At 72.4% G+C, this 26,542-nt stretch carries 24 protein-coding genes and 1 riboswitch; of the genes, 18 read left to right on the forward strand and 6 right to left on the reverse strand.

The window, feature by feature from the left end:
• Both K7854_RS33905 and K7854_RS33910 read right to left on the reverse strand, forming a co-directional pair.
• On the reverse strand, positions 1–251 hold a 251-nt coding region (locus K7854_RS33905; protein WP_443732438.1), incomplete at its 3' end, for a sodium:solute symporter family transporter.
• Between the two features lie 26 nt (positions 252–277).
• Positions 278–691 carry a DUF485 domain-containing protein gene (locus tag K7854_RS33910; protein WP_226030393.1) on the reverse strand — a complete coding sequence of 138 codons (414 nt, stop codon included), beginning with the start codon at positions 689–691 and terminating at the stop codon, positions 278–280.
• Positions 692–1,312: 621 nt separating this feature from the next.
• Between K7854_RS33910 and K7854_RS33915 the strand changes: the two genes are divergently transcribed.
• The 3 genes from K7854_RS33915 to mfd all read left to right on the forward strand — a co-directional run bounded on the left by K7854_RS33915 (position 1,313) and on the right by mfd (position 8,510).
• Positions 1,313–2,101, forward strand: a complete 789-nt coding sequence (locus tag K7854_RS33915) for an ABC transporter ATP-binding protein (RefSeq protein WP_226030394.1) — start codon at positions 1,313–1,315, stop codon at positions 2,099–2,101.
• On the forward strand, positions 2,098–4,662 hold the full coding sequence (locus K7854_RS33920; RefSeq protein WP_226030395.1) for an ABC transporter permease: 2,565 nt from the start codon (positions 2,098–2,100) through the stop codon (positions 4,660–4,662). The genes K7854_RS33915 and K7854_RS33920 overlap by 4 nt, the downstream gene beginning before the upstream one ends.
• A 314-nt stretch (positions 4,663–4,976) precedes the next feature.
• A complete protein-coding gene (gene mfd, locus K7854_RS33925) occupies positions 4,977–8,510 on the forward strand; it encodes a transcription-repair coupling factor (RefSeq protein WP_226030396.1) in 3,534 nt (1,177 codons plus the stop codon).
• Positions 8,511–8,667: 157 nt separating this feature from the next.
• On the opposite strand, the gene K7854_RS33930 is transcribed toward mfd, so the two are convergent.
• A complete protein-coding gene (locus tag K7854_RS33930) occupies positions 8,668–8,865 on the reverse strand; it encodes an antitoxin (protein ID WP_226030397.1) in 198 nt (65 codons plus the stop codon).
• A 146-nt stretch (positions 8,866–9,011) separates the two neighbouring features.
• Here K7854_RS33930 and K7854_RS33935 point away from each other — a divergent pair, with 146 nt between their 5' ends.
• Positions 9,012–9,785, forward strand: coding sequence for an HNH endonuclease family protein (locus K7854_RS33935; protein ID WP_226030398.1), 774 nt, complete (start codon positions 9,012–9,014; stop codon positions 9,783–9,785).
• A gap of 11 nt (positions 9,786–9,796) precedes the next feature.
• Here the strand turns inward: K7854_RS33935 and K7854_RS33940 are convergent, their stop codons facing one another.
• On the reverse strand, positions 9,797–10,363 hold the full coding sequence (locus tag K7854_RS33940; RefSeq protein WP_226030399.1) for a TetR/AcrR family transcriptional regulator: 567 nt from the start codon (positions 10,361–10,363) through the stop codon (positions 9,797–9,799).
• Between the two features lie 101 nt (positions 10,364–10,464).
• Between K7854_RS33940 and K7854_RS33945 the strand changes: the two genes are divergently transcribed.
• On the forward strand, positions 10,465–10,890 hold the full coding sequence (locus tag K7854_RS33945; RefSeq protein WP_226030400.1) for a nuclear transport factor 2 family protein: 426 nt from the start codon (positions 10,465–10,467) through the stop codon (positions 10,888–10,890).
• Between the two features lie 24 nt (positions 10,891–10,914).
• Here the strand turns inward: K7854_RS33945 and K7854_RS33950 are convergent, their stop codons facing one another.
• Together K7854_RS33950 and K7854_RS33955 are read right to left on the reverse strand one after the other, a co-directional pair.
• Entirely contained in the window at positions 10,915–11,817 is a 903-nt protein-coding gene (locus K7854_RS33950; RefSeq protein WP_226030401.1) for a hypothetical protein, read from the reverse strand.
• A 49-nt stretch (positions 11,818–11,866) separates the two neighbouring features.
• On the reverse strand, positions 11,867–12,367 hold the full coding sequence (locus K7854_RS33955) for a hypothetical protein (protein ID WP_226030402.1): 501 nt from the start codon (positions 12,365–12,367) through the stop codon (positions 11,867–11,869).
• A gap of 204 nt (positions 12,368–12,571) precedes the next feature.
• Between K7854_RS33955 and K7854_RS33960 the strand changes: the two genes are divergently transcribed.
• From K7854_RS33960 to K7854_RS34020, 13 genes are all read left to right on the forward strand, one after another.
• Complete coding sequence (locus K7854_RS33960) at positions 12,572–14,605, forward strand: N-6 DNA methylase (protein WP_226030403.1); 2,034 nt, start codon at positions 12,572–12,574, stop codon at positions 14,603–14,605.
• Positions 14,606–14,738: 133 nt separating this feature from the next.
• Positions 14,739–15,314 carry a hypothetical protein gene (locus tag K7854_RS33965; RefSeq protein ID WP_226030404.1) on the forward strand — a complete coding sequence of 192 codons (576 nt, stop codon included), beginning with the start codon at positions 14,739–14,741 and terminating at the stop codon, positions 15,312–15,314.
• A gap of 38 nt (positions 15,315–15,352) precedes the next feature.
• Positions 15,353–16,843 carry a serine/threonine protein kinase PkaE gene (gene pkaE, locus K7854_RS33970; protein ID WP_264088078.1) on the forward strand — a complete coding sequence of 497 codons (1,491 nt, stop codon included), beginning with the start codon at positions 15,353–15,355 and terminating at the stop codon, positions 16,841–16,843.
• A gap of 159 nt (positions 16,844–17,002) precedes the next feature.
• Complete coding sequence (locus tag K7854_RS33975; protein ID WP_226030406.1) at positions 17,003–17,656, forward strand: SurA N-terminal domain-containing protein; 654 nt, start codon at positions 17,003–17,005, stop codon at positions 17,654–17,656.
• A gap of 96 nt (positions 17,657–17,752) precedes the next feature.
• Positions 17,753–18,730: a nucleoside triphosphate pyrophosphohydrolase gene (locus K7854_RS33980; protein ID WP_226030407.1), complete on the forward strand. Its 978-nt coding sequence runs from the start codon at positions 17,753–17,755 to the stop codon at positions 18,728–18,730.
• Positions 18,727–20,046, forward strand: a complete 1,320-nt coding sequence (locus tag K7854_RS33985) for a cytochrome P450 family protein (protein WP_226030408.1) — start codon at positions 18,727–18,729, stop codon at positions 20,044–20,046. The genes K7854_RS33980 and K7854_RS33985 overlap by 4 nt, the downstream gene beginning before the upstream one ends.
• Before the next feature lie 142 nt (positions 20,047–20,188).
• Positions 20,189–21,229: a transglycosylase family protein gene (locus K7854_RS33990; RefSeq protein ID WP_226030409.1), complete on the forward strand. Its 1,041-nt coding sequence runs from the start codon at positions 20,189–20,191 to the stop codon at positions 21,227–21,229.
• 183 nt (positions 21,230–21,412) lie between these two features.
• Positions 21,413–21,579, forward strand: a riboswitch (cyclic di-AMP (ydaO/yuaA leader).
• Positions 21,580–21,582: 3 nt separating this feature from the next.
• Entirely contained in the window at positions 21,583–22,311 is a 729-nt protein-coding gene (gene rpfA / locus K7854_RS33995) for a resuscitation-promoting factor protein RpfA (RefSeq protein WP_226030410.1), read from the forward strand.
• 238 nt (positions 22,312–22,549) lie between these two features.
• Positions 22,550–23,839: a phosphopyruvate hydratase gene (gene eno / locus K7854_RS34000; protein ID WP_226030411.1), complete on the forward strand. Its 1,290-nt coding sequence runs from the start codon at positions 22,550–22,552 to the stop codon at positions 23,837–23,839.
• Between the two features lie 111 nt (positions 23,840–23,950).
• Positions 23,951–24,433 carry a cell division protein DivIC gene (divIC, locus tag K7854_RS34005; RefSeq protein WP_226030412.1) on the forward strand — a complete coding sequence of 161 codons (483 nt, stop codon included), beginning with the start codon at positions 23,951–23,953 and terminating at the stop codon, positions 24,431–24,433.
• A 29-nt stretch (positions 24,434–24,462) separates the two neighbouring features.
• Positions 24,463–25,056, forward strand: a complete 594-nt coding sequence (locus tag K7854_RS34010) for a DUF501 domain-containing protein (protein ID WP_226030413.1) — start codon at positions 24,463–24,465, stop codon at positions 25,054–25,056.
• Positions 25,053–25,994 (forward strand): Ppx/GppA phosphatase family protein, encoded by a 942-nt coding sequence (locus tag K7854_RS34015; RefSeq protein ID WP_226030414.1) that lies wholly within the window; start codon positions 25,053–25,055, stop codon positions 25,992–25,994. Before K7854_RS34010 ends, K7854_RS34015 begins: the two co-directional genes overlap by 4 nt.
• A gap of 362 nt (positions 25,995–26,356) precedes the next feature.
• A partial coding sequence (locus K7854_RS34020; RefSeq protein ID WP_226030415.1) for a hypothetical protein occupies positions 26,357–26,542 on the forward strand: 186 nt, incomplete at its 3' end.

Consider the following 26,542-nt stretch of genomic DNA (forward strand, 5'->3'; position numbering starts at 1 on the left):
AGCAGCATCAGGGACAGCGCGGTGCTGAGCGCCAGTACGACGCCGTCGTGGCCGAAGAGGGCGATGACACCGCCCGTGCCGAGCACCGAGGCCGCCGAGATGTAGTCGCCGGCGATCGCGAGGCCGTTGCGCATGGGGGACAGGGAGCTGTACCCGGTGTAGAACTCGTCGAGGTCGTCCCGGTCGGGGCCGGTCATCACGCACAGCAGCAGCGTGACGGTGGCGACGGCGGTGAAACCGACCAGGGACATGGTCTGCGCGTTGCCGCTGAACTCCGTCACCGGCCCGCCCCCCGCCGGGCGTCCAGCGCGGCCTCCTGGCGGATGCGGTCCGCGAGCGGGTCGACGCGGCGCCGGGCGGTGTACTCGTACAGCGCGATCGCGAGCCAGGTGACGGGGAGTTGGGCCAGGGCGAGCAGCAGCCCGGTGGGCAGCCCGGCGACGGCGGTGCCGGTCATCAGCCCGGGCGCGTACGCGGACAGGGCCAGGAACAGCGTGAAGTAGCCGAGCGCGGTGAGTGTGGCGGTGCGCCGCTGCCATCGGTAGGCGCCGCGCAGGATCCGCAGGTCGCTGTGGTGCCCCAGCGGGTCGCGGCGGGGTGCGCGGTGGGTGCGGGACCTCGGAGGGTACGCGGGCGGGGGCGGCGGTGGTGGTGGGCGGTGCGGGTACGACGGGGACGGGTCGTAGGTCATCCCGGTTCTCCTTGCGCGGCTTGGGTCCGAGCGGCGGACCGCAGGAGGTGGGGGGTGGGGGCCACGCACGTTACTCGCGGGTTGGGCGGCACGCTGCGTTTTGGCCAAACTGATCGGTCGGTTTGTGTGCGTGCCCGGGCGGCGGGCGGTGCGACGTGCCAGGGATGCCGGTCCCGCGGTGCGACGTGCCGGGGCCGCCGGTCCCGCGGTGCGACGTGCCGGGGTAGCCGGTCCCGCGGTGCGGGCTTGCTCCTGACGCCGCGTGAGGGTGGATGCTCGGTGCGTCCCAGGGTGGAGGACGACCCCGAGATCCGCTCCACCGAAGGGTGGACTGCCCCTAGGGGTACCTCCGTACTACGGGTCGGGGAGGGTTCGTACCGACGGAGGACGAGAGCGGCCCGGGGGCGTCCTTAGTCTGGCTTTACACCGCTGGGGGGCGGTGAACCGGACCCGCGGGGGTGGGGTTTTCCTCAGTAGAAGACTGCGCTGAACACCAGCGCGGTCGCCCCCCGGTTCCGGCCAGACTTTGCGAGACGGCAGCACGGCACCGCAGCACGGCACCCACACCACGACGGTCGCGGCACCGGCGGCTCACTCGATGACCGACATAGGAGAAATGACATGACATCGGCCGTAAGTATTCCCATGCACGGGAGCACTGGAGGGCGTACGGCCGTTGCCGCGCGGGCGCGGCAGGTCGTGAAGGCCTACGGATCGGGCGAGACCCGGGTGGTCGCCCTCGACCACGTGGACGTGGACATCGCGCGCGGCCAGTTCACCGCGATCATGGGCCCCTCGGGGTCCGGCAAGTCCACGCTGATGCACTGCCTGGCCGGCCTGGACACCGTCACCAGCGGTCAGATCTACCTGGACGAGACGGAGATCACCGGCCTGAAGGACAAGAAGCTCACGCAGCTGCGCCGGGACCGGATCGGCTTCATCTTCCAGGCGTTCAACCTGCTCCCGACGCTCAACGCGATCGAGAACATCACGCTGCCCATGGACATCGCCGGCCGCAAGTACGACCGCGCGTGGCTGGACCGGGTCGTGGAGACCGTGGGGCTCGCCGGGCGGCTCAAGCACCGGCCCACGCAGCTCTCCGGCGGCCAGCAGCAGCGGGTGGCGGTGGCGCGGGCCCTGGCCGCCCGCCCCGAGATCATCTTCGGTGACGAGCCGACCGGAAACCTGGACTCGCGGGCGGGCGCCGAAGTGCTCGGCTTCCTGCGCCGTTCGGTCACCGAGCTGGGCCAGACCATCGTGATGGTCACCCACGACCCGGTGGCCGCCAGCTACGCGGACCGGGTGCTGTACCTCGCCGACGGCCGGATCGTGGACGAGATGCACAAGCCCACCGCGGAGGCCGTGCTGGACCGGATGAAGGACTTCGACGCCCGGGGGCGCACGTCATGACCGTCGTGAAGACCTCGATGCGCAACTTCCTCGCGCACAAGGGCCGCATGGCGCTCTCGGCGGTGGCGGTGCTGCTGTCGGTGGCGTTCGTGTGCGGCACCCTGGTGTTCACCGACACGATGAACACCACCTTCGACAAGCTCTTCGCCGTCACCTCCTCCGACGTGACGGTCGCCCCGAAGGACGCCGAGGCCGAGGACACCCCGCAGAACGGGGTGCCCGAGTCGCTGCCCGCGTCCACACTGGAGAAGATCCGCTCGGTCGACGGCGTGAAGTCCGTCGAGGGCGCGGTCGTCTCGATGAACGTGACCGTCGTCGACTCGGACAACGACAACGTGGGAGCCACCAGCGGCGCCCCGACCCTCGCCGGGAACTGGACCAAGAACGACCTGCGGTCCATGGAGATCACCTCCGGCCACGCCCCGCGCGGCCCGGGCGAGACGATGGTCGACTCCGACACCGCCGACAAGCACGACCTGAAGATCGGCGACGAGCTGCGCACCATCGCGCAGACCGGCGACTTCAAGGCCAGGATCGTCGGCATCGCCTCCTTCACCGTCACCAACCCCGGTGCCGCGGTCGTCTACTTCGACACCGCCACCGCCCAGCGTGAACTGCTCGGCGGCGCGGACCGGTTCAGCCAGTTCAACGTCACCGCCGCCACCGGTGTCACCGACGCGCAGCTCAAGCAGAGCGTCTCCGCCGCCCTGGACGGCACCTTCAAGATCCAGACGGCCAAGGAGGCGTCCGACGAAGGCCGCGAGGACGTCGGCGAGTTCATGGACGTCATCAAGTACGCCATGCTCGGCTTCGCCGGGATCGCGTTCCTGGTCGGCATCTTCCTGATCATCAACACCTTCTCCATGCTGGTCGCCCAGCGCACCCGCGAGATCGGCCTGATGCGGGCCATCGGCTCCTCCCGCCGGCAGGTCAACCGCTCGGTGCTGGTCGAGGCGTTCCTCCTCGGCATCGTCGGCTCGGTGCTCGGCGTCGCGGCCGGTGTCGGTATCGCCGTCGGCCTGATGAAGCTGATGTCGGCGGCGGGCATGAACCTGTCCACCGACGACCTCACCATCAAGACGGCGACCCCCGTGACCGGCCTGATCCTCGGCGTCGTGGTCACCGTCCTGGCCGCCTACCTGCCCGCCCGCCGGGCCGGGAAGATCTCTCCGATGGCCGCCCTGCGCGACGCCGGCACGCCGGCCGACGGCAAGGCCGGCTGGATACGCGGCCTGATCGGCCTGGTGCTCACCGGCGCCGGCGCCGCCGCCCTGCTCACGGCCGCCTCCGCCGACAAGGCGAGCGACGGTTCGATGATGCTCGGCGCGGGCATCGTGCTCTCCCTGATCGGCTTCGTCGTCATCGGCCCGCTGCTGGCCGGGTTCGTGGTCCGGGTGATCAGCGCGGTGCTGCTGCGCGCCTTCGGCCCGGTGGGCCGGCTGGCCGAGCGCAACGCCCTGCGCAACCCGCGCCGCACCGGCGCCACCGGTGCCGCGCTGATGATCGGCCTCGCGCTGGTGGCCTGCCTGTCCGTCGTCGGCTCCTCGATGGTCGCCTCGGCCACCAGTGAGCTGGACAAGACGGTCGGCGCCGACTTCATCGTCCAGGGCAACCAGCGGATCGTGCCGCAGGCCGAGAAGGCCATGACCGACACGCCCGGCCTGGAGCACGTCACCCGCTACAAGACGCTCGACGCCACGCTGACCTCGCCCGACGGCAAGACCGACGACGACGGCGTCACGGCCGCCGACCCGACCTACGCCGAGGACGTGCGCCGCGTGACGACGGAGGGCAAGCTCTCCGCCGCCTACGGCACCGACGCCATGTCGGTCGGCTCGGACTACGCCGCCAAGCACGGCGTGCACGTCGGCGACACCCTCTCGGTCGCCTTCAAGGGCGGTGAGACCGCGAAGCTCAAGGTCGCCGCGATCACCAGCGACGACGTGGCCATCGACCAGGGCGCCCGGTACATCAGCATCGCGACGATGGAGAAGTACCTGCCGGCCGAGAACGTCCCGCCGAACACGATCATGTTCGCCAAGGCGGAGGACGGCCGGGCCGACCAGGCGTACGCCGCGCTGAAGAAGTCGCTGGACGCCTACCCGCAGTACCAGGTGGCCGACCAGACCGACTACAAGCAGGAGCTGAAGGACCAGATCGGCCAGCTGCTGAACATGGTGTACGGCCTGCTCGCCCTGGCGATCATCGTCGCCGTCCTCGGTGTGGTGAACACCCTGGCGCTGTCGGTGGTCGAGCGGACCCGGGAGATCGGCCTGATGCGGGCCATCGGCCTCTCCCGCCGCCAGCTGCGCCGCATGATCCGCATGGAGTCCGTGGTCATCGCCCTCTTCGGTGCCCTGCTCGGCCTCGGCTTGGGCATGGGCTGGGGCGCCACCGCCCAGAAGCTGCTCGCCCTGGAGGGCCTGAACGTCCTCGACATCCCCTGGCCGACGATCATCGGGGTCTTCATCGGCTCGGCCTTCGTGGGTCTGTTCGCCGCCCTGGTCCCGGCCTTCCGGGCGGGCCGCATGAACGTCCTGAACGCCATCGCGACCGAGTAGCACCCGGCCCGACAGCCACCGCACACGGGGGTTGCGGAGGAGAGCCCGGCGCCGACGTCCCAACGGGACGGAGGCGCCGGGCCTCTTTCGGGTCACTTCTTGGCCTACCGAGTCGGGTGGTGGGTGGGCGCAGGCCCGGGGGTCCAGGGGGCGGAGCCCCCTGGTACGTCCACCGAGGCACCGGCCACCACTCGGCCGACGTCGTCCACAGCCCCCGACGCGCCCGAGCGGAGAGACGTACGCTGGAGACACCCCGGCCCGCAGCGCGCGTCGGGCCCGTCGTGTTGTACACCCCCGCACGGAAAGCGCCCCGAATGAGCCTGCACGGTCTGCTAGACGCCGTCGTCAAGGACACCGCCCTCGCGGAAGCGATCTCGGCGGCCGCAGACGGCAACCGCATGCACGTCGACATGGTCGGCCCGCCCGCCGCCCGCCCCTTCGCGATCGCCGCCCTGGCCCGCGAGACGGGCCGCCCGGTGCTGGCGGTGACGGCGACGGGACGCGAGGCGGAGGACCTGGCCGCGGCGCTGCGCTCCCTGCTGCCGCCCGAGGGCATCGTGGAGTACCCGTCCTGGGAGACCCTCCCGCACGAGCGGCTCAGCCCCCGCAGCGACACCGTGGGCCGCCGCCTCGCCGTCCTGCGGCGCCTGGCCCACCCCCGCCCCGACGACCCCGAGACCGGCCCGGTCTCCGTCGTCGTCGCGCCCGTGCGCTCCGTGCTCCAGCCGCAGGTCAAGGGCCTGGGCGACCTGGAGCCTGTGGCCCTGCGCACCGGGCAGAGCGCCGACCTGGAGGAGGTCGTCGAAGCCCTGGCGGCAGCGGCGTACGCGCGGGTCGAGCTGGTGGAGAAGCGCGGCGAGTTCGCCGTGCGCGGCGGCATCCTGGACGTCTTCCCGCCGACCGAGGAGCACCCGCTCCGCGTCGAGTTCTGGGGCGACGACGTCGAGGAGATCCGTTACTTCAAGGTCGCCGACCAGCGTTCCCTGGAGGTCGCCGAACACGGCCTGTGGGCCCCGCCCTGCCGCGAGCTGCTGCTGACCCCGGACGTGCGGGAGCGGGCCGCCGCCCTCGCCGAGGACCACCCCGAGCTGGGCGAACTGCTCGGCAAGATCGCCGAGGGCATCGCGGTGGAGGGCATGGAGTCCCTGGCGCCGGTCCTCGTGGACGACATGGAGCTGCTGCTCGACGTGCTGCCCAAGGGCGCGATGTCCGTGGTCTGCGACCCGGAGCGGGTACGCACGCGGGCCGCCGACCTGGTGGCGACGTCGCAGGAGTTCCTCCAGGCCTCCTGGGCCGCCACCGCGGGCGGGGGCGAGGCGCCGATCGACGTGGACGCGGCCTCCCTGTGGTCAATCGCGGACGTCCGGGAGCGGGCCCGCGAGCTGGACATGATGTGGTGGTCGGTCTCGCCGTTCGCCGCCGACGAAGCACTCGACGACGCCGACACCCTCAAGCTCGGCATGCACGCCCCCGAGACCTACCGCGGCGACACCGCCAGGGCGCTGGCCGACACCAAGGGCTGGCTCGCCGACGGCTGGCGCGCGGTCTACCTCACCGAGGGCCACGGCCCGGCCGCCCGCACCGTCGAGGTCCTCGGCGGCGAGGGCATCGCCGCCCGCCTCGACCAGGACCTCGCCACCCTCAGCCCCTCCGTCGTGCACGTCTCCTGCGGCTCGGTCGACCACGGCTTCGTCGACCCGGCCCTCAAGCTGGCCGTGCTCACCGAGACCGACCTGACCGGCCAGAAGGCGGCCGGCCGCGAGGGCGCCCGGATGCCCGCCCGGCGCCGCAAGACCATCGACCCGCTCACCCTGGAGACGGGCGACTACATCGTCCACGAGCAGCACGGCGTCGGCCGCTACATCGAGATGGTGCAGCGCACCGTCCAGGGCGCCACCCGCGAGTACCTGGTCGTGGAGTACGCCCCCGCCAAGCGCGGCCAGCCCGGCGACCGGCTCTACATCCCCACCGACCAGCTGGAGCAGATCACCAAGTACGTCGGCGGCGAGGCCCCCACCCTGCACCGCCTCGGCGGCGCCGACTGGACCAAGACCAAGGCCCGCGCCAAGAAGGCGGTCAAGGAGATCGCCGCCGACCTGATCAAGCTCTACAGCGCGCGGATGGCGGCGCCCGGCCACGCCTTCGGCGCGGACACCCCCTGGCAGCGCGAGCTGGAGGACGCCTTCCCCTACGCGGAGACCCCGGACCAGCTCACCACCATCGCCGAGGTCAAGGACGACATGGAGAAGACGGTCCCGATGGACCGCCTGATCTGCGGCGACGTCGGGTACGGCAAGACGGAGATCGCGGTCCGCGCCGCCTTCAAGGCCGTCCAGGACGGCAAGCAGGTCGCCGTGCTGGTCCCCACCACCCTGCTGGTGCAGCAGCACTTCGGGACCTTCAGCGAGCGCTACGCCCAGTTCCCGGTGAACGTGCGGGCGCTGTCCCGCTTCCAGAGCGACACCGAGTCGAAGGCGACCCTGGAGGGCCTGCGCGAGGGCTCGGTGGACATCGTCATCGGCACCCACCGCCTGTTCTCCTCCGAGACGAAGTTCAAGGACCTCGGTCTGGTCATCGTCGACGAGGAGCAGCGCTTCGGCGTCGAGCACAAGGAGCAGCTGAAGAAGCTGCGCGCCAACGTCGACGTGCTCACCATGTCCGCCACCCCCATCCCGCGCACCCTGGAGATGGCGGTCACCGGCATCCGCGAGATGTCCACGATCACCACCCCGCCGGAGGAGCGGCACCCGGTGCTGACCTTCGTCGGCCCCTACGAGCACAAGCAGATCGGCGCCGCCATCCGCCGCGAACTGCTGCGCGAGGGCCAGGTCTTCTACATCCACAACCGGGTCGAGTCCATCGACCGCGCGGCGGCCAAGCTGCGCGAGATCGTCCCCGAGGCGCGCATCGCCACCGCCCACGGCCAGATGTCGGAGCAGGCCCTGGAGCAGGTCGTCGTCGACTTCTGGGAGAAGAAGTTCGACGTGCTGGTCTCCACCACCATCGTCGAGTCCGGCATCGACATCTCCAACGCCAACACCCTCATCGTCGAGCGCGGTGACAACTTCGGCCTCAGCCAGCTGCACCAGCTGCGCGGCCGGGTCGGGCGCGGCCGCGAACGCGGCTACGCCTACTTCCTCTACCCGCCGGAGAAGCCCCTGACGGAGACCGCGCACGAGCGGCTCGCCACCATCGCCCAGCACACCGAGATGGGCGCGGGCATGTACGTGGCGATGAAGGACCTGGAGATCCGCGGCGCGGGCAACCTGCTCGGCGGCGAGCAGTCCGGCCACATCGCGGGCGTCGGCTTCGACCTGTACGTGCGCATGGTGGGCGAGGCGGTCGCCGACTACCGGGCCTCCCTGGAGGGCGGCGTCGAGGAGGAGCCGCCGCTGGAGGTCAAGATCGAGCTGCCCGTCGACGCGCACGTCCCGCACGACTACGCCCCCGGCGAGCGGCTGCGGCTCCAGGCGTACCGGTCCATCGCCTCCGCCAACAGCGAGGAGGACATCAAGGCCGTACGCGAGGAGCTGGTCGACCGGTACGGCAAGCTGCCCGAGCCGGTGGAGAACCTGCTGCTGGTCGCGGGCCTGCGGATGCTCGCGCGGGCGTGCGCCGTCGGCGAGATCGTGCTCCAGGGCAACAACATCAGGTTCGCGCCGGTGGAGTTGCGCGAGTCCCAGGAGCTGAGGCTCAAGCGGCTCTACCCCGGCAGCGTCATCAAGCCGGGCACGCACCAGGTGCTCGTACCGCGCCCGAAGACCGCGAAGGTGGGCGGCAAGCCGCTGGTCGGCCGGGAACTGCTCGGCTGGGTGGGCGAGTTCCTCACCTCGATCCTCGGGTCGTAGCACCCGCAGCCGCGGCCCGTCCGCACACGGGCCGCGGCTGCGGGGGCCGCGCACTCAGGAGCAAGCGGGAGCACGCGGGAGCACGCAGGAACACGCAGAAGCCGTCCACGGGGACAGTTCCGTGGACGGCTTCGCCGTGTCCGGTCGCGGGGAGCGGCTACCGCTGCTCCCGGCCGCCGCCCTGATCGCGCCCGAAGCCGAGCTTGCCCTCGGCCTGCTGCTGCGCGGCGTCGACCTGCTTCTCGTACTTGCCGCCGGTCCTCTGGTTGACCTGGCGTTCGGCGGCGTCGGACATCTTCCTTGACTTGTCCTTGTCCTTGCCCGCCATGCTCTTCATCTTGTCGAGGATGCCCATGCAGAGCTCCTTCCGAGACGTGACTCACTGTCGACGGTACGACAGATATGTTCCGTGTGCCCACTAACGCCCGCCTAAGGCCCGGTATGGTGCTCACCTCTCCCTCGCTACGGTGGTTGCCGCGAACGGCAAGGGGAGGGGCGCGCATGAGGCGGCACAGCAGGATCCGTACCGGATGGGCCGCGGGGGCGGTCCTCGCCCTGGCCCTGGTGACCGGCTGCGAAGGCCTGGACGCGGACGGCGACGCCCCGGCCTCGGGCGGCGGCGCCGAGGCGCCCGCCTCCGGCCACGCCGTCAGCCCGCTGGACAACCCGGACGGCACCGCACCGGGCCTCGCCCCGGTCACCGGCGACGGCCCGCGGGCGACGGCCCGCAAGCTGATCGACGGTCTGCAAACCAAGGGGCGCGGCCCGAAGACGGGCTACGACCGCGACGAGTTCGGCTACGCCTGGATGGACACCGCGGACGGCGTGCCACTCGCCCGCAACGGCTGCGACACCCGCAACGACCTGCTGAAGCGCGACGGTCGGCAGGTGCGCTTCAGGTCGGGCTCGGACTGCGTGGTCATCGCGATGACGCTGGACGACCCGTACACCGGGACGAGCATCGAATGGCGCAAGCAGAAGGCGAGCGAGGTCCAGATCGACCACGTCGTGCCGCTGTCCTACAGCTGGCAGATGGGCTCCTCGCGCTGGCCGGAGGGCAAACGCGAGCAGCTGGCCAATGACCCGCTCAACCTGCTCCCCGTCGAGGGGCGCGCCAACTCCGCCAAGCGCGACTCCGGGCCGGCCTCCTGGCTGCCGCCCGCCAAGTCGATCCGGTGCGCGTACGCCGTCCGCTTCGCCCAGGTCGCCGTCAAGTACCAGCTGGCGGTGACGGAGGCGGACCGGGCGATGATGTCGGAGCAGTGCCGGGGCTGACGCCGCTGGAGCTAGTGCGTCGGTGTCGTCAGCGCCGCGAGGGCCGGGCGGAGCAGGGCGGCGATCCGGTCGGCCGGGGCGTCCCGGAGCGGTGACAGGCCGAGCAGCTGGTGGCCGACGGCGACGCCCAGCAGCGTGCTGACGACCAGCGCGGCGCGCAGCTCGGCGTCGGCGTCCTCGGGCAGGGCGGCGCCGATGCCGTCGATCTGGCGGCCCAGGGCGGCCCGGGCGTGGTCGGCCGCCGCCGGGTCGGTGAGCATGGAGCGCAGCATCGCCAGCGTGCCCTCGGGCAGGCCGCCGAGCTTGAGGCCGAGGGTGGCCAGCAGCTGGTCGACGAGTGCGTCTGGGCCGGCCGTCGGCGGCGCCGCGGGCACCGCCTGCACGGCCGCGGTGAACAGCTCCCGCTTCGAGCCGAAGTACTGCATGACCAGGGCCGGGTCGACGCCCGCCGAGGCCGCCACCGCGCGGATGGTGGTGCGGTCGAAGCCCCGCTCGGCGAACAGCTCCCGTGCGCTGTCCAGGATGCGGGCCTCGGTCGCTCGGCGACGCGCTGCGCGGGACTGGTGGGGCGTGGGCACCGCACCACTCTAGCGCCATTCACTCAACATCCGTTGACCGAGCGCGGCGGGCGCTCTACCGTGGTTGGGTCAACAGTTGTTGAGCGAATGGAGTGGTCATCATGCCGCCCTCGCACGTGCCCGCTGTCCGCACCCCGCGCGAGGTGCTGGCCCGCTACTACCGGGCCATGCTCGACAAGTCCGCGGACGACCTCGCCGACCTGTACGCGGTGGACGGGGTGCACGAGTTCCCGTTCACCTCGCCCGGCTTCCCCGAGCGCTTCGAGGGGCGCGAGGCCGTGCGCTCCGGGTACCGGGCCGCCTGGGGGGCCAGTCCGGTCCGGGTGGAGGAGGTCAGGGAGGTCGCGGCCCACGACACCGCCCGGCCCGGAGTGATCGTCGCCGAGCACGTCGTCGTGGGGACGCGGCCTCCCGGGCGCACCGGGATCACCGTCCCCGGTCTCCTGGTGCTCCACGTCGACGACGGGCTGATCACGCGGGCCCGCGACTACATGGACGGCTTCGGGGTCGCCGCGGCCCGCGGGTGAGGCGCGGGCCGGATGCCGTGCGGGTCAGGCGCTCATCCCGCCCAGGTCGTCCAGGTCGATGATCTCGCCGGAGGGCTTCTGCGCGGGCACCGGCTCGTCGTAGCCGGTGAAGGACAGGGCGCCCGGCTCCCGCTCGGACCCGCTCTCGAAGCGCAGCAGGTACGGCTTGCCCTCGGTGGCGATGTACACCGTGCTGCGTTCGGAGCCGTCCGTCTCGTGCAGGGTGAACGCGGGCGTGCCGTCGACGGTGGTGGCCTTGCCGCGCGTCACCTTCGTCGGGCCGTCGTCGCCGTCGCCCCCGGCGTCCTCCAGCAGCTTGTCCAGGTCGCAGAACCCGGCCATCTCCTTCGCGTCCGCGCCGCCGGCGGACATGCTGGTCCACTGTCCGGCCAGCAGGGACACGACGGCCTCGGTGTCGGCCTGCGGCTGGCCCTTGCTCTGCGCCCGCAGGAACCGCTCGTCGTACTTCAGGTAGAGCGTGTCGCCCGTCTTGATCAACTCGGCCTCGCCCTGGCCGTCCATGCCCATCGTCCCGGCGCAGTCGCCCCGCCGGTCCAGGGCGATGTCGATCTTTATGGTGTTCCCGCTCTCCTCGTCGGGGACGCTGCCGGTCATGCGCAGCGAGCGCGCGCCGGTGGTGGCCTTGAGCGCCCGCTCGGATATCTCCTCGGCGGTCAGCCCGGCGAACGGCTCGCCGGACGCCGGTGCCGATGCCGATGCGGAGGTGGCCGCAGGTGACGCGGTGGAGCCGGGTGCGGAGGCCGACGGCGACGTGGTCGCCGACCCGCCGGACGATGCGGCGGACCGGGCGGTCCCGTCGGACGCGCTGTCGCCGTCCTGGCCGGACTGGCAGCCGGTCAGGCAGGCGGTGGCGCCCGCGGCGAGGAGGAGAGCGGTGAGTGCGGTGCGGCGCGCGCGAGGGCGCATGGTGGATCCCCCCGGGGATTCTCGGTGAAGAGTGAGCGCGGTACGGCGCTCAGAACTGGCCGTTGCCGAGCAGTTCGCCGTCGGCATCGTAGATCGTGACGAGGCCGTTCTCGCTGTCCTTCCAGTCGGCGAACGCGGAGGCGATGAGCTTGGCCGGGCCGGTGCCCTCGCCCATGATGCCGCCGGTGAAGTCGGTGTAGACGTCGGCGGAGTCGAGGATGTCGTTCTGCTCGTCCGCGCCCTGCACCTTGGTGACGTGGGAGACGGCGTCCTTCTCCTTGGGCGTCCCGTTCTTCTGCACGAACGCCTTGAAGCGCTCGGCCTGGGACGCCTTCTCCTCGGCCTTGTCCTCGGCGGGCTTCGCGTCGGAGGCGCCGTCCTTCCCGGCGTCGTCACCCGCCTTCGCGTTCCCCGGCTTCTCGCCCGCGCTCGCCGAGGTCCGGTCGTCGCTGCCGGCGTCGCCGTCCGAGTCGCCCGCGTTGGCCGACAGCGCGCCGATGACGGCGATCCCCACCACGGCCCCCAGCGCGATCTTGGTCTTCATGCCCATGACGTCAGTCCTCTCCCCAGAGACAGGTCGATCGACCGTGAACCGAGGCCCATTGCCCCGACCGGTTCGATGCGTCAATAAGACCAGAGCTTGTGAACCGAGTCAACACGGTTCACGGGGAGTGGTCTGTACACGATGTGAATCGGGCTCGGTCGCGTTCCTCGGTAGGATCGGCCTCACACACCAGGACGAGGGGGCCCGACCGTGCAGGACAACGGGACAGAGGTGACCGCCGCCGGAATCGCCCGGCTCGCCGGCGTCGGCCGTGCCGCCGTCAGCAACTGGCGGCGCCGCCACGCGGACTTCCCCAAACCGGTCGGCGGCACCGAGACCAGCCCCTCCTTCGCCCTCGCCGACGTCGAGGCCTGGCTGCGCGCCCAGGGCAAACTCGCCGAGGTCCCCCCACGCGAACGCGTCTGGCAGCAACTGGTCGGCCACCCCGAGGGACCGGCCGCCGCCCTGGTGCACGCCGGCTGCGCCCTCCTGCTCGTCCACGACCGCCCGACCCTCTGGCTGGAGGCGAGCGCCGGCTCCGACGAACGCCTCGCCGCCCTGCTGCCCGCCGCCCTCGACCAGGTGCTCGACGCCCGCTTCGGCCCCGGGCCCGACCGCGCCGTCCCCACCCCGCCCGGCCCCCGGCTGCTCCCCTCCGTGCCGCTCCTGCGCGGCGCCGCCGAACTCGCCGCCGGACCGGGCGCCCGCAAGGCCTACGAATTCCTGCTCGGCCGGCACCTCGACGCCAGCCCCCGGCAGTACACGCTCACCCCGGAGCCGCTCGCCGACCTGATGGCCGAACTCGCCGGCCCCGCCCGCACCGTGCTCGACCCCGCCTGCGGCACCGGATCCCTGCTCCGCGCCGCCGCCCGGCCCGGCCAGGAGCTGTACGGCCAGGACAGCGACCCCGCACTGGCCGCGGTCACCGCGCTGCGGCTCGCCCTGAGCACGGACGCCGCGGTACGGATCGCCGCGGGGGACAGCCTGCGCGCGGACGCCCGCCCGGGCCTGCGCGCCGACGCCGCGCTGTGCCACCCGCCGTTCAACGAGCGCAACTGGGGCCACGACGAACTCGCCTACGACCCCCGCTGGGAGTACGGCTTCCCGGCCCGCACCGAGTCCGAACTGGCCTGGGTGCAGCACGCCCTGGCCCGGGTCAGGGACGGCGGCACCGTCGTCGTCCTCATGCCGCCCGCCGCGGCCTCCCGCCGCTCCGGCCGCCGGGTCCGTGCCGACCTGCTGCGCCGGGGCGCGCTGCGCGCCGTGATCGCCCTGCCGGCCGGCGCGGCACCGCCGTACAACCTCCCCCTGCACCTGTGGGTGCTGCGCCGCCCCGAGCGGGCGGCCGCGCAGCCCTGGCTGCTGCTCGCCGACGCGGGGCAGTTCGCCGGGGAGGGGCGCGGCGGACCGGACTGGCGGTCCGTGCGGGAGACGGTGCTCGGCGCCTGGGGCGACTTCGACCGCGCCGGACGGCTCGACGAACGGCCGGGCCCGGCCCGCGCGCTGCCCGTCGTCGAACTCCTCGACGACGACGTCGACCTGGCCCCCGCCCGCCACCTGCCGCCCCCCGGCGCCACCGGTGACACCGCACCGCTCACGGAGGTGCGCGAGCGCCTGGACGAGACCCTGCGGCTGACCGCGGAGCTGACCCCCGAACCCCCCGGCACCGCGGGCGCCGCCCCCCACCGGCCGCTCACCACCGTCGGTGAACTCGCCCGCGGCGGCGCCCTCACCCTGCGCACCGGGACCAACGGCGGCCACGCGCGCGTACCCCTGCTCACCGACCACGACGTCCTCGCCGGCACCGGCCCCTCGGGCACCCTCCCCGAGGGCGACGAGGAACCCGTGCTGACCGAACCGGGCGACGTCGTCGTGCCCGTCCTCGGCGGCGGCTCCGTCGCGCGCGTGATCGACGAGGCCACCTCCGGCGCCGCGCTCGGGCGCAACCTCGTGCTGCTGCGCCCCGACCCCGCCGCCCTGGACCCCTGGTTCCTCGCCGGGTTCCTGCGCGGCACCGCCAACCACCGGCGGGCCAGCAGCCACGCCTCCACCGCCACCCGCCTCGACGTGCGACGCCTCCAACTGCCCCGGCTGCCCCTGGACGCCCAGCGCGGCTACGGCGACCGCTTCCGCGCCCTGGACGAGTTCGAGCGCGCGCTGCGGCTCGCGGGCCGCCTGGGGGAGCAGTTGGTACGGGGCATGTACGACGGGCTCACGGACGGCACGGTCGACCCGGGCCGGTGACCGGTCGCCGGGCGGCCCGGCAACGGTTCGGTACAACCGTGACCCGTTGTCCGTGCGGGCCTATACGCTCGGACTCCCACTCCGAACGGCCCCGCCCGTCCGGCACGTCGGCACCACCGGTCCAGGAGCAGTCATGTACGGCAACAGCGCAGGACCGCCGCCCGCCCGCGGCGCGTCCATGGTCATCACCCTGCGCGTGCTGTACGCCGCCGCCGGTTTCCTGACCTGCGGTCTGCTCGCCTGCGTACCGCTGTTCCGGGTCGCCGTCCTGCGCGGACGCTGGTACGACTGGACCGCCGCGTGGGTGAGCATGCCCCTGTCCATCGCCTGCCTGGCCGTGGTCGGTTCGCTGCCCGAGACGGACCACCGGACGGACGCCGCGCTGGCCGGGCTCCTGCTGATCGGAGCGGCGGCCACGGCGTACTTCCTGGTGATCGACATACGTCTGCACGCCGCCCCGCGTCCCTTCGCCGGTCACCCGCCGCCCCACGCCCCCTTCGCCGGACCGCACTACGGCCCGCCGCACCCGGTGGGGCCGTACGCGCCGCCCGCCCCCCTCCAGCACCCCGTGCCCGGACACCCCGTCGCGCCGCCGCAGCACCACCCGGCCCCCGCCCGCATCGACCAGGTCCGCGCCGAACTCGACGAACTCAGCGACTACCTGCGCAACCACGACGGCCGCGACGGCGGCCGGCAGGGCGGAAGGTGACCGTGGCGACGGGACGCGTCGTCGCCGGCCGGTACGAGCTGTCCACGCTCATCGGCCAGGGCGGCATGGGCCAGGTCTGGACGGCCTACGACCGGCGCCTGGACCGGCGCGTGGCGGTGAAGCTGCTGCGCCCCGACAAGGTGGCCGGGCAGGAGGCGGACGAACTGCGCCGCCGGTTCGTGCGCGAGTGCCGGATCACCGCCCAGGTCGACCACCCCGGCCTGGTCACGGTGCACGACGCGGGCAGCGAGGGCGAGGAGCTGTTCCTCGTCATGCAGTACGTCGACGGCGCCGACCTCTCCGACCACCTCGCCGAGCACGAGCCCTACCCCTGGCAGTGGGCCGTCGCCGTCGCCGCGCAACTGTGCGCCGTACTCAGCGCCGTGCACGCCGTGCCGATCGTCCACCGCGACCTCAAGCCGCGCAACGTGATGGTGAAGCAGGACGGCAGCGTCACCGTCCTCGACCTCGGCGTCGCCTCCGTCATGGACGCCGACACCACCCGCCTCACCCACACCGGCACCCCCATCGGCTCGCCCGCCTACATGGCGCCCGAACAGGCCATGGGCGGCGCCGTCGGCCCCTACACCGACCTGTACGCGCTCGGCGTGCTGCTGCACGAACTGCTCAGCGGCGACGTGCCGTTCGCCGGGTCGACGGCCCTCGGCGTGCTGCACCGGCACCTGTACGAGCCCCCGCTGCCCGTGCGCCGCATCCGCCCCGAGGTCCCCGAGGTGCTCGAAGCCCTGGTGCTGCGCCTGCTCGCCAAGGACCCGCAGCACCGCCCGGACTCCGCCCAGGAGGTCTACGAGCACCTGGCGCCGCTGCTGCCCGCACGGGGCGTGCCCTCCGGCGGCCCCCTGGACCCCACCCGCCCCTTCGTGCGCCCGCACGCCCCCTGGCCCGACCGCGCCCGCACCCCCGCGCCGCGACCGGCACCCGTACCGGCCGCCGCCGAGGCCGGGAAACCGGACGTCGCCCGCGCCGTCGACGACGTCAAGCGCCTCCTGGGCGAGGGCCGCATCACCCAGGCCGTCGACATCCTCGGCGCGATCCTGCCCGTGGCCGCCGAGCAGCACGGCGAACGCTCCCCGGTCGTGCGCACCCTGCGCAAGCAGTACGCCGCCACCCTCATGGACGACGGCCAGTACCGGCGCGCCCTGCCCGAGCTGCGCCGCCTCGCCGACGAGCGCGCCGCCGAGGCCGGCCAGGCCGACCCGCAGTCCCTGCGCCACCGCTACGACGCCGCCCAGTGCCTGGAGCAGCTCGGCGAACCGGCCGCCGCCCTCGCCGAGTACCGGGCCCTGCTGCCGTACTACGAGAACCAGTACGTCTCCGGCGACCCCGACCTGGCCCACGACGTCCGCCGCCGCATCGGCCACCTGCTGCTCGCCCTCGGCGACCGCGCCGCCGCGCACGACACGCTGGCCCGGCTGCTGCACGACGTGGAGCGGGTCCACGGCCCCGGCCACCCGCTCGCCGCCGACATCCGGCGCACGCTGCAGTGGCTGGGCCAGGTGCGCGGCTGATCACCGGCCGGCGGCCGCCGGTGCGGGCGGGCGCGAGGCGGTGCCCGAAGTCCTGATGAATCGTTGGTCCAATGGGTTGGCCAGAGCCGGGCCACTGCCTAACATCGATCATCGCAAGACTTTGTGCACCGTCGCACAATCTCCAAACGGGAGGTTCCCTTGCACCGCCGCAGCCGCCGTCGCCCCGCGCTTCTCCTCACCGCCGCGATCGCCGCAGCGGCGCCCCTGCTCACCGCCTGCGGCAACGACGCGCATCCGGGCGCGGCGGCCGTCGTCGGCGACCAGCGGATCACCGTCGCCCAGCTGGAGAGCCGCGTCGACGAGGTGCGCGAGGCACAGCGCGCCGCCGTCCCGGACGACACCCAGTACCAGCAGGTCGTCGCCCGCACCGGCACCCTCACCCGCGACACCCTGCACGGCATGGTCCTGGACCGGGTCCTGCACCGCGCCGCCCAGGACGCCGGTGTGACCGTCAGCCGCAAGGAGGTGCAGGACATGCGCGGCGAGCTGGAGGAGCAGGCGGGCGGCCCCGAGCAGCTGGAGACGGTCTGGCTCCAGCAGTACGGCGTCGCCCCCGACCGCCTCGACGACAACCTCCTCGTCCAGCTGGAGGCGCAGAAGCTGGCCCAGAGCCTCGGCACCGACACCAGCCGGCCCGAGTTCTGGCAGGCCCTGTCCGAGGCCTCCAAGAAGCTCGACGTCGACCTCAACCCGCGCTACGGCACCTGGGACGTCCAGAAGAGCAGCCGCGTCGACACCCGGACCCCGTGGGTACGGGAGATCACGGCGGCCGGGACCCAGCAGCCCGCATAGCTCCGCACAGCCCCGCATCGCCCCGCTGAGCAGCGGCGATACGGCCCCCTGTGGACAACTCGGGGGGCCGTCGACGGGGTGCGTTAGGTTCGGAGGGTGAACGCAACCACCGCCGGTCCGACCGCCCCCGACCAGGGCCGCATCGTCCTGCTCACCACCAGCCACCGGGTCGCCCCCGGCCTGCTGTCCTGGCCCGCCTGGCAGGTGCTGCGCACCGCCGACCGCGTCCTGTGCGCCGACGGAGCCCACCCGCAGCTGCCCTATCTGCGCGAGGCGGGCATCCGGGTCGACGAGGCGGCCCCGACCGCCGAGGAGCTGGTGGAGGCCTGCGCCGGGGGCCGCACGGCGGTGGTCGTCGCGACCGGTGAGGGTGACCCCGCGCTCACCGACGGCCTGGCCCGCCTGGCCGGCTCCGGACGCGTTTCCATGCCCGAGCTGGAGCTGCTCCCCGCCTCCTACGACCTGCCGGGCGCCCGCCTCCTCGACCTCGTCCAGGTCATGGACCGCATCCGCCTCGAATGCCCCTGGTCCTCGCAGCGCACCCACAAGGGGCTGGCCAAGTACGCCATCGAGGAGGCGTACGAGCTGGTCGAGGCCATCGAGGACGGCGACCGCGACGAGCTGCGGGAGGAGCTGGGCGACGTGCTCCTCCAGGTCGTCTTCCACGCCCGCATCGCCGAGGAGGACCCCGACGCCCCGTTCTCGGTGGACGACGTGGCGGCCACCATCGTCGACAAGCTCATCCACCGCCACCCGCACGTCTTCGGCGACGAGACGGCCGACACCCCCGAGGAGGTCCGCGAGCACTGGCTGCGCACCAAGGCCGTCGAGAAGCAGCGCACCTCGGTCACCGAGGGCGTCCCGCTCGGCCAGCCCGGCCTCGCCCTCGCCGCCAAGCTCCACTTCCGCGTCCGCACCGCCGGTCTCGACGTCCCGCTGCCCGCCGGCGAGGGCGTCGGCTACGCACTGCTCGCCCTCGCCGCCCGCGCCGAGTCCGAGGGCACCGACCCCGAGGCGGCCCTGAGAGCGGCCGCCCGCGCCTACCGGGACGCGATCAGGGCGGTCGAGGGATGACCGCGCACCGGCCCGCCCCCGGCCCGGCGTCCGGTCCCGCACCCGAGCTGTTCACCTGGGAGTTCGCGAGCGACCCCTACCCCGCCTACGCCTGGCTGCGTGAGCACGCCCCCGTGCACCGCACCCGGCTGCCCAGCGGAGTGGAGGCCTGGCTGGTCACCCGGTACGCCGACGCGAAGCAGGCCCTGGCCGACCCGCGGCTGTCCAAGAACCCGGCCCACCACGACGAGCCCGCGCACGCCAAGGGCAAGACCGGCATTCCGGGGGAGCGGAAGGCCGAGCTGATGACCCATCTGCTCAACATCGACCCGCCCGACCACACCAGGCTGCGACGGCTGGTCAGCAAGGCCTTCACGCCCCGCCGGGTGGCCGAGTTCGCCCCCCGGGTGCAGGAGCTGGCCGACGACCTCATCGACCGGTTCGCCGCCACCGGCTCCGCCGACCTGATCCACGAGTTCGCCTTCCCGCTGCCCATCTACGCCATCTGCGACCTGCTCGGCGTCCCGCGCGAGGACCAGGACGACTTCCGGGACTGGGCCGGCATGATGATCCGTCACGGCGGCGGCCCGCGGGGCGGCGTCGCCCGGTCGGTGAAGAAGATGCGCGGCTACCTCGCCGACCTCATCCACCGCAAGCGCGCCGCGCTGCCGCCCGGGCCCGCGCCCGGCGAGGACCTCATCTCCGGCCTGATCCGCGCCTCCGACCACGGCGAGCACCTCACCGAGAACGAGGCCGCGGCGATGGCCTTCATCCTGCTCTTCGCCGGGTTCGAGACCACGGTCAACCTGATCGGCAACGGCACCTACGCCCTGCTCACCCACCCCGGGCAGCGGCAGCGGCTGCAGGCGTCCCTGGCCGCCGGGGAGTGCGGCCTGCTGGAGACCGGTGTCGAGGAACTCCTGCGCTACGACGGCCCGGTGGAGCTGGCCACCTGGCGCTTCGCCACCCGCCCGCTGACCATCGGCGGACAGCACGTCGCGGCCGGCGACCCCGTCCTCGTCGTCCTCGCCGCCGCCGACCGGGACCCGGAGCGGTTCACCGACCCGGACACCCTGGACCTGGCCCGCCGCGACAGCCAGCACCTCGGGTACGGCCACGGCATCCACTACTGCCTGGGCGCCCCGCTGGCCCGGCTGGAGGGCCAGACGGCGCTGGCCACGCTCCTCACCCGGCTGCCCGACCTCCGCCTCGCCGCGGACCCGGCCGAACTCCGGTGGCGCGGCGGCCTCATCATGCGGGGCCTGCGCACCCTGCCCGTCTCCTTCACCCCGCCCGCGCCCTCGGCCGGCAACGGTTCGTCGCCGACGCAAAAGTGACACGCGCTCAACTCTGTGATCTTCACGTGATCTGCGCGGCATGAACTTGTGACAAGCGATGATCTCCCTATACGTTCACGGATCAACGTGGTGCCGAGCGTCATCCGCCGCGTGTCCCCGTCGTCTTGTGAAAGGTCGTCGCATGCTCTCCGGGAACGGTCGTCACCGCCGCCCCCGCCAGGCACCCGCTCTGGTCGTCGCCGCCGGAGTGACCGGCTCCGCCATCGCGATCCCGCTGCTCGGCGCCACCGGCGCCCACGCGGCCGACGGGGCGAACTGGGACCAGGTCGCCGAGTGCGAGACCGGCGGCGCCTGGAGCCAGAACAAGGGCAACGGGTACTACGGCGGCCTGGCGCTGTCCCAGGAGGCCTGGGAGCAGTACGGCGGCCTGGACTACGCCCCCAGCGCCGACCGGGCCAGTCGTTCCCAGCAGATAAGAATCGCCGAGAAGATACACGCGGACCAGGGCATCGCCGCCTGGCCGACCTGCGGACTGCTGGCCGGCCTGGGCAACGACTCCGGGACCGCGGCCGGCGGCTCGGGAGCGGCCGGTGACGGTGCGTCGGAGGGTTCGGGCGCGTCGGGGGAGGCGGACACCACCAAGTCGTCCGAATCGCCCGCGACCACCGGAACGCCCGAGTCGTCCCCGTCGTCCGGCTCGACCGACTCGTCCGGTGTGACCGAGACACCGGAGTCGACTTCCGAAGCGCCCTCTTCGTCCCCTTCGGCCTCTTCCTCCCCGTCTTCCCTCCCTTCGTCCGCCTCGTCTGACGGCTCGTCCGGTACGGCGGACGGCTCGACCGATGAGGCTGACCAAACGGCCAAGCCGCGCACATCGTCCGAATCCGACCCCTCCGTCAGTGCCGAACCGCGGGAAACCGAGGGCTCGTCCGGCGCCGGCCGGCACCGCGGTGACAGCGCGGACGAGGGCGTCGGCAAGGAGGGCCTCGTGGACACCGCGACGGGGCGGCACGCCTCGCGCGACGGCGACGCCCGAGAGGCCGGCGCCGACCGCTACGTCGTCCGCACCGGCGACAGCCTGTGGGCCATCGCCGACTCCCTTGAGGTCGACGGCGGGTGGACCGCGCTGTACGCCGACAACGAGGCCGTCGTGGGTGCCGACCCGGACCACATCCTGCCCGGTCAGACGCTCACGGTCACGGGCGAATCGGGCGAAAAGTAGGGGGAGTTCGCGTCACGGTTAGAGACCGTATGTCCCTTTTGGATCTCGTGAGAGATAGGTCTCAGAAGCCGTGATCGTCTTTGAAAATCCGCGGAGCGCGTGTCTACGGTCATGACCGCTCGCCACCGCGGGCCCCGACAGCCGCAACGCCGAATCCTGCCAGCGGCCGTACGGGAACAGTCGTCGCGTCAAGCGCCGCAGGCAGGAGCGGGGGACCCAAGGTAAGTGCCGCACCGGGCAGTTGAGCCGGAGCGGCTAGGGGTGAAGCCGAGTTCCGCGAGGAACCCGGCCGGGCAACTCAACCGGCCCGAACCCGACAGCTCACCTCGCAGGCGTCGGTGAGGGGATCAACCATGCTGTTTTCCGGCAAGGGCAAGCACCGTCGTCCGTCCAAGGCCACCCGTGTCATCGCCGTCGCCGGTGTCACCGGTGCCGCCGTCGCCGCCCCGCTGATGGCGGCCGGCAACGCCTCCGCCGCCACCGCGTCCGAGTGGGACGCCGTCGCCCAGTGCGAGTCCGGCGGCAACTGGTCCATCAACACCGGCAACGGCTACTACGGCGGTCTGCAGTTCTCCGCCTCCACCTGGGCCGCCTACGGCGGTACGCAGTACGCCGCCACCGCCGACCAGGCGAGCAAGGCCCAGCAGATCGAGATCGCCGAGAAGGTGCTCGCGGGTCAGGGCAAGGGTGCCTGGCCGGTCTGCGGCACCGGCCTGTCGGGCGCCGCGTACACCGGTGGCGGCTCCGAGGACAGCGGCTCCGGCAGCTCCCAGAGCTCGCAGAGCCAGAGCAGCGGCTCCACCGCCGAGCGCTCCACCGAGCAGCAGGCCTCCCGCTCCTCCGAGCGCCCGGCCGCCGAGCCGAAGGCCGAGAAGAGCGAGAAGAAGACCGTCACCACCCCGACCGGCAAGAAGGTCGAGAAGGACGACGGCGAGTACAAGGTCGTCAAGGGCGACACCCTCAGCTCGATCGCCGCGGAGCACGACGTCAAGGGCGGCTGGGCGAAGCTGTTCAAGCTGAACGACGACATCGTCGACGACGCCGACCTGATCTACCCGGGCCAGCAGCTGCACCTGAAGTAAGGAGCGGCGGCCCCCGCGACTCCCGCCCCGGTGCGTGTTCCCCCGTACGCACCGGGGCGGGATTTTCACATTGCGCCTTTGTTCCGTTCGGAAACAATTTACTCTCGGTTCTGTCCAGCGGGTGGGCGATCGGCTGGCCGATCGCCCGGAGCCGGTTAGGCTCGGTCCCGCAGAGCCGCCGCGGTCCCGCGGGACCCGCGCGTCACACCGAAGCGTCACATTGAAGAAGGAGATGCTCGTGCCGTCCATCGACGTCGTCGTAGCCCGGGAAATCCTGGACTCCCGAGGCAACCCCACGGTCGAGGTCGAGGTCGGCCTCGACGACGGCAGCACGGGTCGTGCCGCCGTTCCGTCCGGCGCCTCCACCGGTGCCTTCGAGGCCATCGAACTCCGTGACGGCGATGCGGGCCGTTACCTGGGCAAGGGCGTCGAGAAGGCCGTCCTCGCCGTCATCGAGCAGATCGGCCCGGAGCTGGTCGGCTACGACGCCACCGAGCAGCGCCTGATCGACCAGGCCATGTTCGACCTGGACGCCACCGACAACAAGGGCTCGCTCGGCGCCAACGCCATCCTCGGCGTCTCCCTCGCCGTCGCCCACGCCGCCTCGGAGGCCAGCGACCTGCCGCTCTTCCGCTACCTGGGCGGCCCCAACGCGCACCTGCTGCCGGTGCCGATGATGAACATCCTGAACGGCGGCTCGCACGCCGACTCCAACGTGGACATCCAGGAGTTCATGATCGCCCCGATCGGTGCGGAGTCCTTCTCCGAGGCCCTGCGCTGGGGCGCCGAGGTCTACCACACGCTGAAGAAGGTCCTGAAGAACAAGGGCCTGGCCACCGGCCTCGGCGACGAGGGCGGCTTCGCCCCGAACCTCGGCTCCAACCGCGAGGCCCTCGACCTCATCCTGGAGGCGATCAAGGAGGCCGGCTACACCCCCGGCGAGCAGATCGCCCTGGCGCTCGACGTGGCCGCGTCCGAGTTCTACAAGGACGGCTCCTACACCTTCGAGGGCAAGGAGCGCTCGGCGGCCGAGATGACCGAGTACTACGCCGAGCTGGTCGACGCGTACCCGCTCGTCTCCATCGAGGACCCGCTGTTCGAGGACGACTGGGAGGGCTGGAAGACCATCACCGACAAGCTCGGCGACAAGGTCCAGCTCGTCGGTGACGACCTCTTCGTCACCAACCCGGAGCGCCTGGCCCGCGGCATCGAGGAGGGCGCCGCCAACGCGCTCCTCGTCAAGGTCAACCAGATCGGCTCGCTGACCGAGACCCTGGACGCCGTGGAGCTGGCCCAGCGCAACGGCTTCAAGTGCATGATGTCCCACCGCTCCGGCGAGACCGAGGACGTCACCATCGCCGACCTGGCCGTCGCCACCAACTGCGGCCAGATCAAGACCGGCGCCCCGGCCCGCTCCGAGCGCGTGGCCAAGTACAACCAGCTGCTGCGCATCGAGGAGATCCTCGACGACGCCGCGGTGTACGCCGGCCGCAGCGCGTTCCCGCGGTTTCGCTCTGCGAACCAGTAGGTACAGCAAGGGCTGACGGCCCGGTAGAAGGCAGCGTCGTACGTACGTCCCCGTACCCGGTCCCGTACCGTGTGCGGGGACGTACGCGCGTGCACGGGAGGCGGAGACCACATGGCCGTGAAGGACCGGGACCGTTTCTCCACCGCGACGCGGATCCGGATCATCGGGGAGCAGACCGCGGCCCGGGTCTACCGCTCGCAGACCAGGCGGCAGGCCCGGCGCTCCCGGCTGACCGGCCGGGCCGCGCTGCTCGCGATGGTGTTCTGCTCGCTCGTGGTGGCCCTCGCCTACCCGATACGGCAGTACGTCGCCCAGCGCGCGGAGATCGCCGATCTCCAGCGGGAGCAGCGGGAGACCCGGCAGCGGGTCGAGGATCTGCGCGACCTCAAGGCACGCTGGCAGGACGACGCCTACGCCGAGCAGCAGATCCGGCTGCGGCTGCACTACGTGATGCCGGGGGAGACGGGGTTCGTCGTCGTCGACCCGGAGGCGGCCGAGCAGACCCGCGCCGAGGCCGGTGCCGCCGACCGCCCCTGGTACCGGAACGTGTGGGACGGGGTCGACAAGGCCGACGCCGCCGCCCGCCGGCAGTGACTCAACAGGAAGACCAGCAGAAGACAGCCATGCAGACTCCCCCGCCGACCACCCCGCGCACCGAGCCCACCGACGCGGACGTGGCGGCCTTCAAGCAGCAGCTCGGACGCCCCCCGCGCGGCCTGCGCGCCATCGCGCACCGCTGCCCGTGCGGACAGCCCGACGTCGTGGAGACGGCGCCGCGGCTGCCCGACGGCACGCCCTTCCCCACGCTGTACTACCTGACGTGCCCGAGGGCGGCCTCCGCCATCGGCACGCTGGAGGCGAACGGCGTGATGAAGGAGATGACCGAGCGCCTGGGCACCGACCCGGAGCTGGCCGCCGCCTACCGCGCCGCGCACGAGGACTACGTACGGCGCCGCGACGAGATCGAGGAGCTGACCGGCTTCCCCAGCGCGGGCGGCATGCCGGACCGCGTGAAGTGCCTGCACGTGCTGGTCGCCCACTCGCTGGCCGCCGGTCCCGGCGTCAACCCGCTGGGCGACGAGGCGATCGCGATGCTGCCCGAGTGGTGGCGCAAGGGGCCGTGCGTGACGGTCTCCGAAACCGAAGGCACCGAAGGCACCGAAGCGACGCAAGCGACGCAAGCGACGCAAGCGACGGAAGGGGAGGACGCCCAGTGACCAGGGTCGCCGCCATCGACTGCGGTACCAACTCCATCCGGCTCCTGGTGGCCGACCTGGACCCGGCCTCGGGTGCGCTGACCGACCTGGACCGCCGTATGACCATCGTGCGGCTCGGCCAGGGCGTCGACCGCACCGGGCGGCTGGCGCCCGAGGCGCTGGAGCGGACCTTCGCCGCCTGCCGGGAGTACGCCGAGGCCGTCAAGGCGCACGGCGCCGAGCGGCTGCGGTTCGTGGCCACCTCCGCCTCCCGGGACGCGGAGAACCGGGACGAGTTCGTGCGCGGCGTGCTGGACGTCCTGGGCGTCGAGCCGGAGGTCATCTCGGGCGACCAGGAGGCCGAGTTCTCCTTCACCGGCGCCACGAAGGAGCTGACCGGCCGAGCCGGTCTCGACACGCCCTACCTGGTCGTCGACATCGGCGGCGGCTCCACCGAGTTCGTCGTCGGCGACGACCACGTGCGCGCCGCCCGCTCCGTGGACGTCGGCTGCGTCCGGATGACCGAGCGGCACCTGGTGCGCGACGGCGCGGTGACCGACCCGCCCACCGCGGAGCAGGTCGCCGCGATACGGGCCGACATCGAGGCGGCCCTGGACCTGGCCGAGGAGACGGTGCCGCTGCGCGAGGCGCGCACGCTGGTGGGTCTCGCCGGGTCGGTGACGACGGTGTCGGCGATGGCGCAGGAGCTGCCGGAGTACGACTCGGCCGCCATCCACCACTCCCGCGTCTCCCGCGACCGGGTCCGGGAGGTCACCGACTGGCTGCTGGCCTCCACCCACGCCGAGCGCGCGGCGGTCCCCTCCCTGCACCCGGGCCGCGTCGACGTGATCGCGGCCGGGGCCCTGACGCTCCTGGCCGTCATGGAGCGGACGAACGCGCAGGAGGTCGTCGTGAGCGAGCACGACATCCTCGACGGCATCGCGTGGTCGATCGCGTAGGGGTGCTCGCGGTGGTTCGCGCGGTGGTGGCGCGGTGGCCGGGCGGGGGCCGCTCGGTGGCGGTCTGAGCAGGGCGGACGACGATTGAGCGGTCTCCGGGGGCCTTTCGGGGGCCCTCGGTGACGTGCCGTCGGGAAAGTTCGTGAAGTTCTTCACAAGGAAATGGGCCCCGTCGGACGACAAAAGCGCGTGCGTTGACCCTTTTGGGGTTTCAACTGCCCTTTGAACGTGTTCAGGTCGGTGTCGCAAAGGGGTCCCGCAGGGCCCTCCGGGAAGGCTGGTCCACCGTCTCGGCGGCGCGGAGGCGCAGCTCACGCGGCATTGACAACGGGGTGCCCTACACGCTGGTTCCTTTGTCCGCCATGATCTCCGTCACGTCGGCGGCGGATGGTAGCACAGCCTCCACGGAACCTTGTGAAGGGGCGCACGATCGACCCCCCTCGGCCGGGTGGATACTCGATGGCATGAGCACCACGGAGCGTCCCAGGATCCTCGTAGTAGGCGGTGGGTACGTAGGCCTGTACGCAGCTCGACGCATCCAGAAGAAG

It is taken from the genome of Streptomyces hyderabadensis (assembly GCF_020404845.1).
Lineage (GTDB): Bacteria > Actinomycetota > Actinomycetes > Streptomycetales > Streptomycetaceae > Streptomyces > Streptomyces hyderabadensis.

Excerpts from the sequence above, each read along its gene's own strand:
- K7854_RS33910 (WP_226030393.1), bottom strand. The coding sequence starts at position 691 with ATGACCTACGACCCGTCCCCGTCGTACCCGCACCGCCCACCACCACCG.
- K7854_RS33915 (WP_226030394.1), top strand. The coding sequence starts at position 1,313 with ATGACATCGGCCGTAAGTATTCCCATGCACGGGAGCACTGGAGGGCGT.
- K7854_RS33920 (WP_226030395.1), top strand. The coding sequence starts at position 2,098 with ATGACCGTCGTGAAGACCTCGATGCGCAACTTCCTCGCGCACAAGGGC.
- mfd (WP_226030396.1), top strand. The coding sequence starts at position 4,977 with ATGAGCCTGCACGGTCTGCTAGACGCCGTCGTCAAGGACACCGCCCTC.
- K7854_RS33930 (WP_226030397.1), bottom strand. The coding sequence starts at position 8,865 with ATGGGCATCCTCGACAAGATGAAGAGCATGGCGGGCAAGGACAAGGAC.
- K7854_RS33935 (WP_226030398.1), top strand. The coding sequence starts at position 9,012 with ATGAGGCGGCACAGCAGGATCCGTACCGGATGGGCCGCGGGGGCGGTC.
- K7854_RS33945 (WP_226030400.1), top strand. The coding sequence starts at position 10,465 with ATGCCGCCCTCGCACGTGCCCGCTGTCCGCACCCCGCGCGAGGTGCTG.
- K7854_RS33950 (WP_226030401.1), bottom strand. The coding sequence starts at position 11,817 with ATGCGCCCTCGCGCGCGCCGCACCGCACTCACCGCTCTCCTCCTCGCC.
- K7854_RS33955 (WP_226030402.1), bottom strand. The coding sequence starts at position 12,367 with ATGGGCATGAAGACCAAGATCGCGCTGGGGGCCGTGGTGGGGATCGCC.
- K7854_RS33965 (WP_226030404.1), top strand. The coding sequence starts at position 14,739 with ATGTACGGCAACAGCGCAGGACCGCCGCCCGCCCGCGGCGCGTCCATG.
- K7854_RS33985 (WP_226030408.1), top strand. The coding sequence starts at position 18,727 with ATGACCGCGCACCGGCCCGCCCCCGGCCCGGCGTCCGGTCCCGCACCC.
- K7854_RS33990 (WP_226030409.1), top strand. The coding sequence starts at position 20,189 with ATGCTCTCCGGGAACGGTCGTCACCGCCGCCCCCGCCAGGCACCCGCT.
- rpfA (WP_226030410.1), top strand. The coding sequence starts at position 21,583 with ATGCTGTTTTCCGGCAAGGGCAAGCACCGTCGTCCGTCCAAGGCCACC.
- divIC (WP_226030412.1), top strand. The coding sequence starts at position 23,951 with ATGGCCGTGAAGGACCGGGACCGTTTCTCCACCGCGACGCGGATCCGG.
- K7854_RS34010 (WP_226030413.1), top strand. The coding sequence starts at position 24,463 with ATGCAGACTCCCCCGCCGACCACCCCGCGCACCGAGCCCACCGACGCG.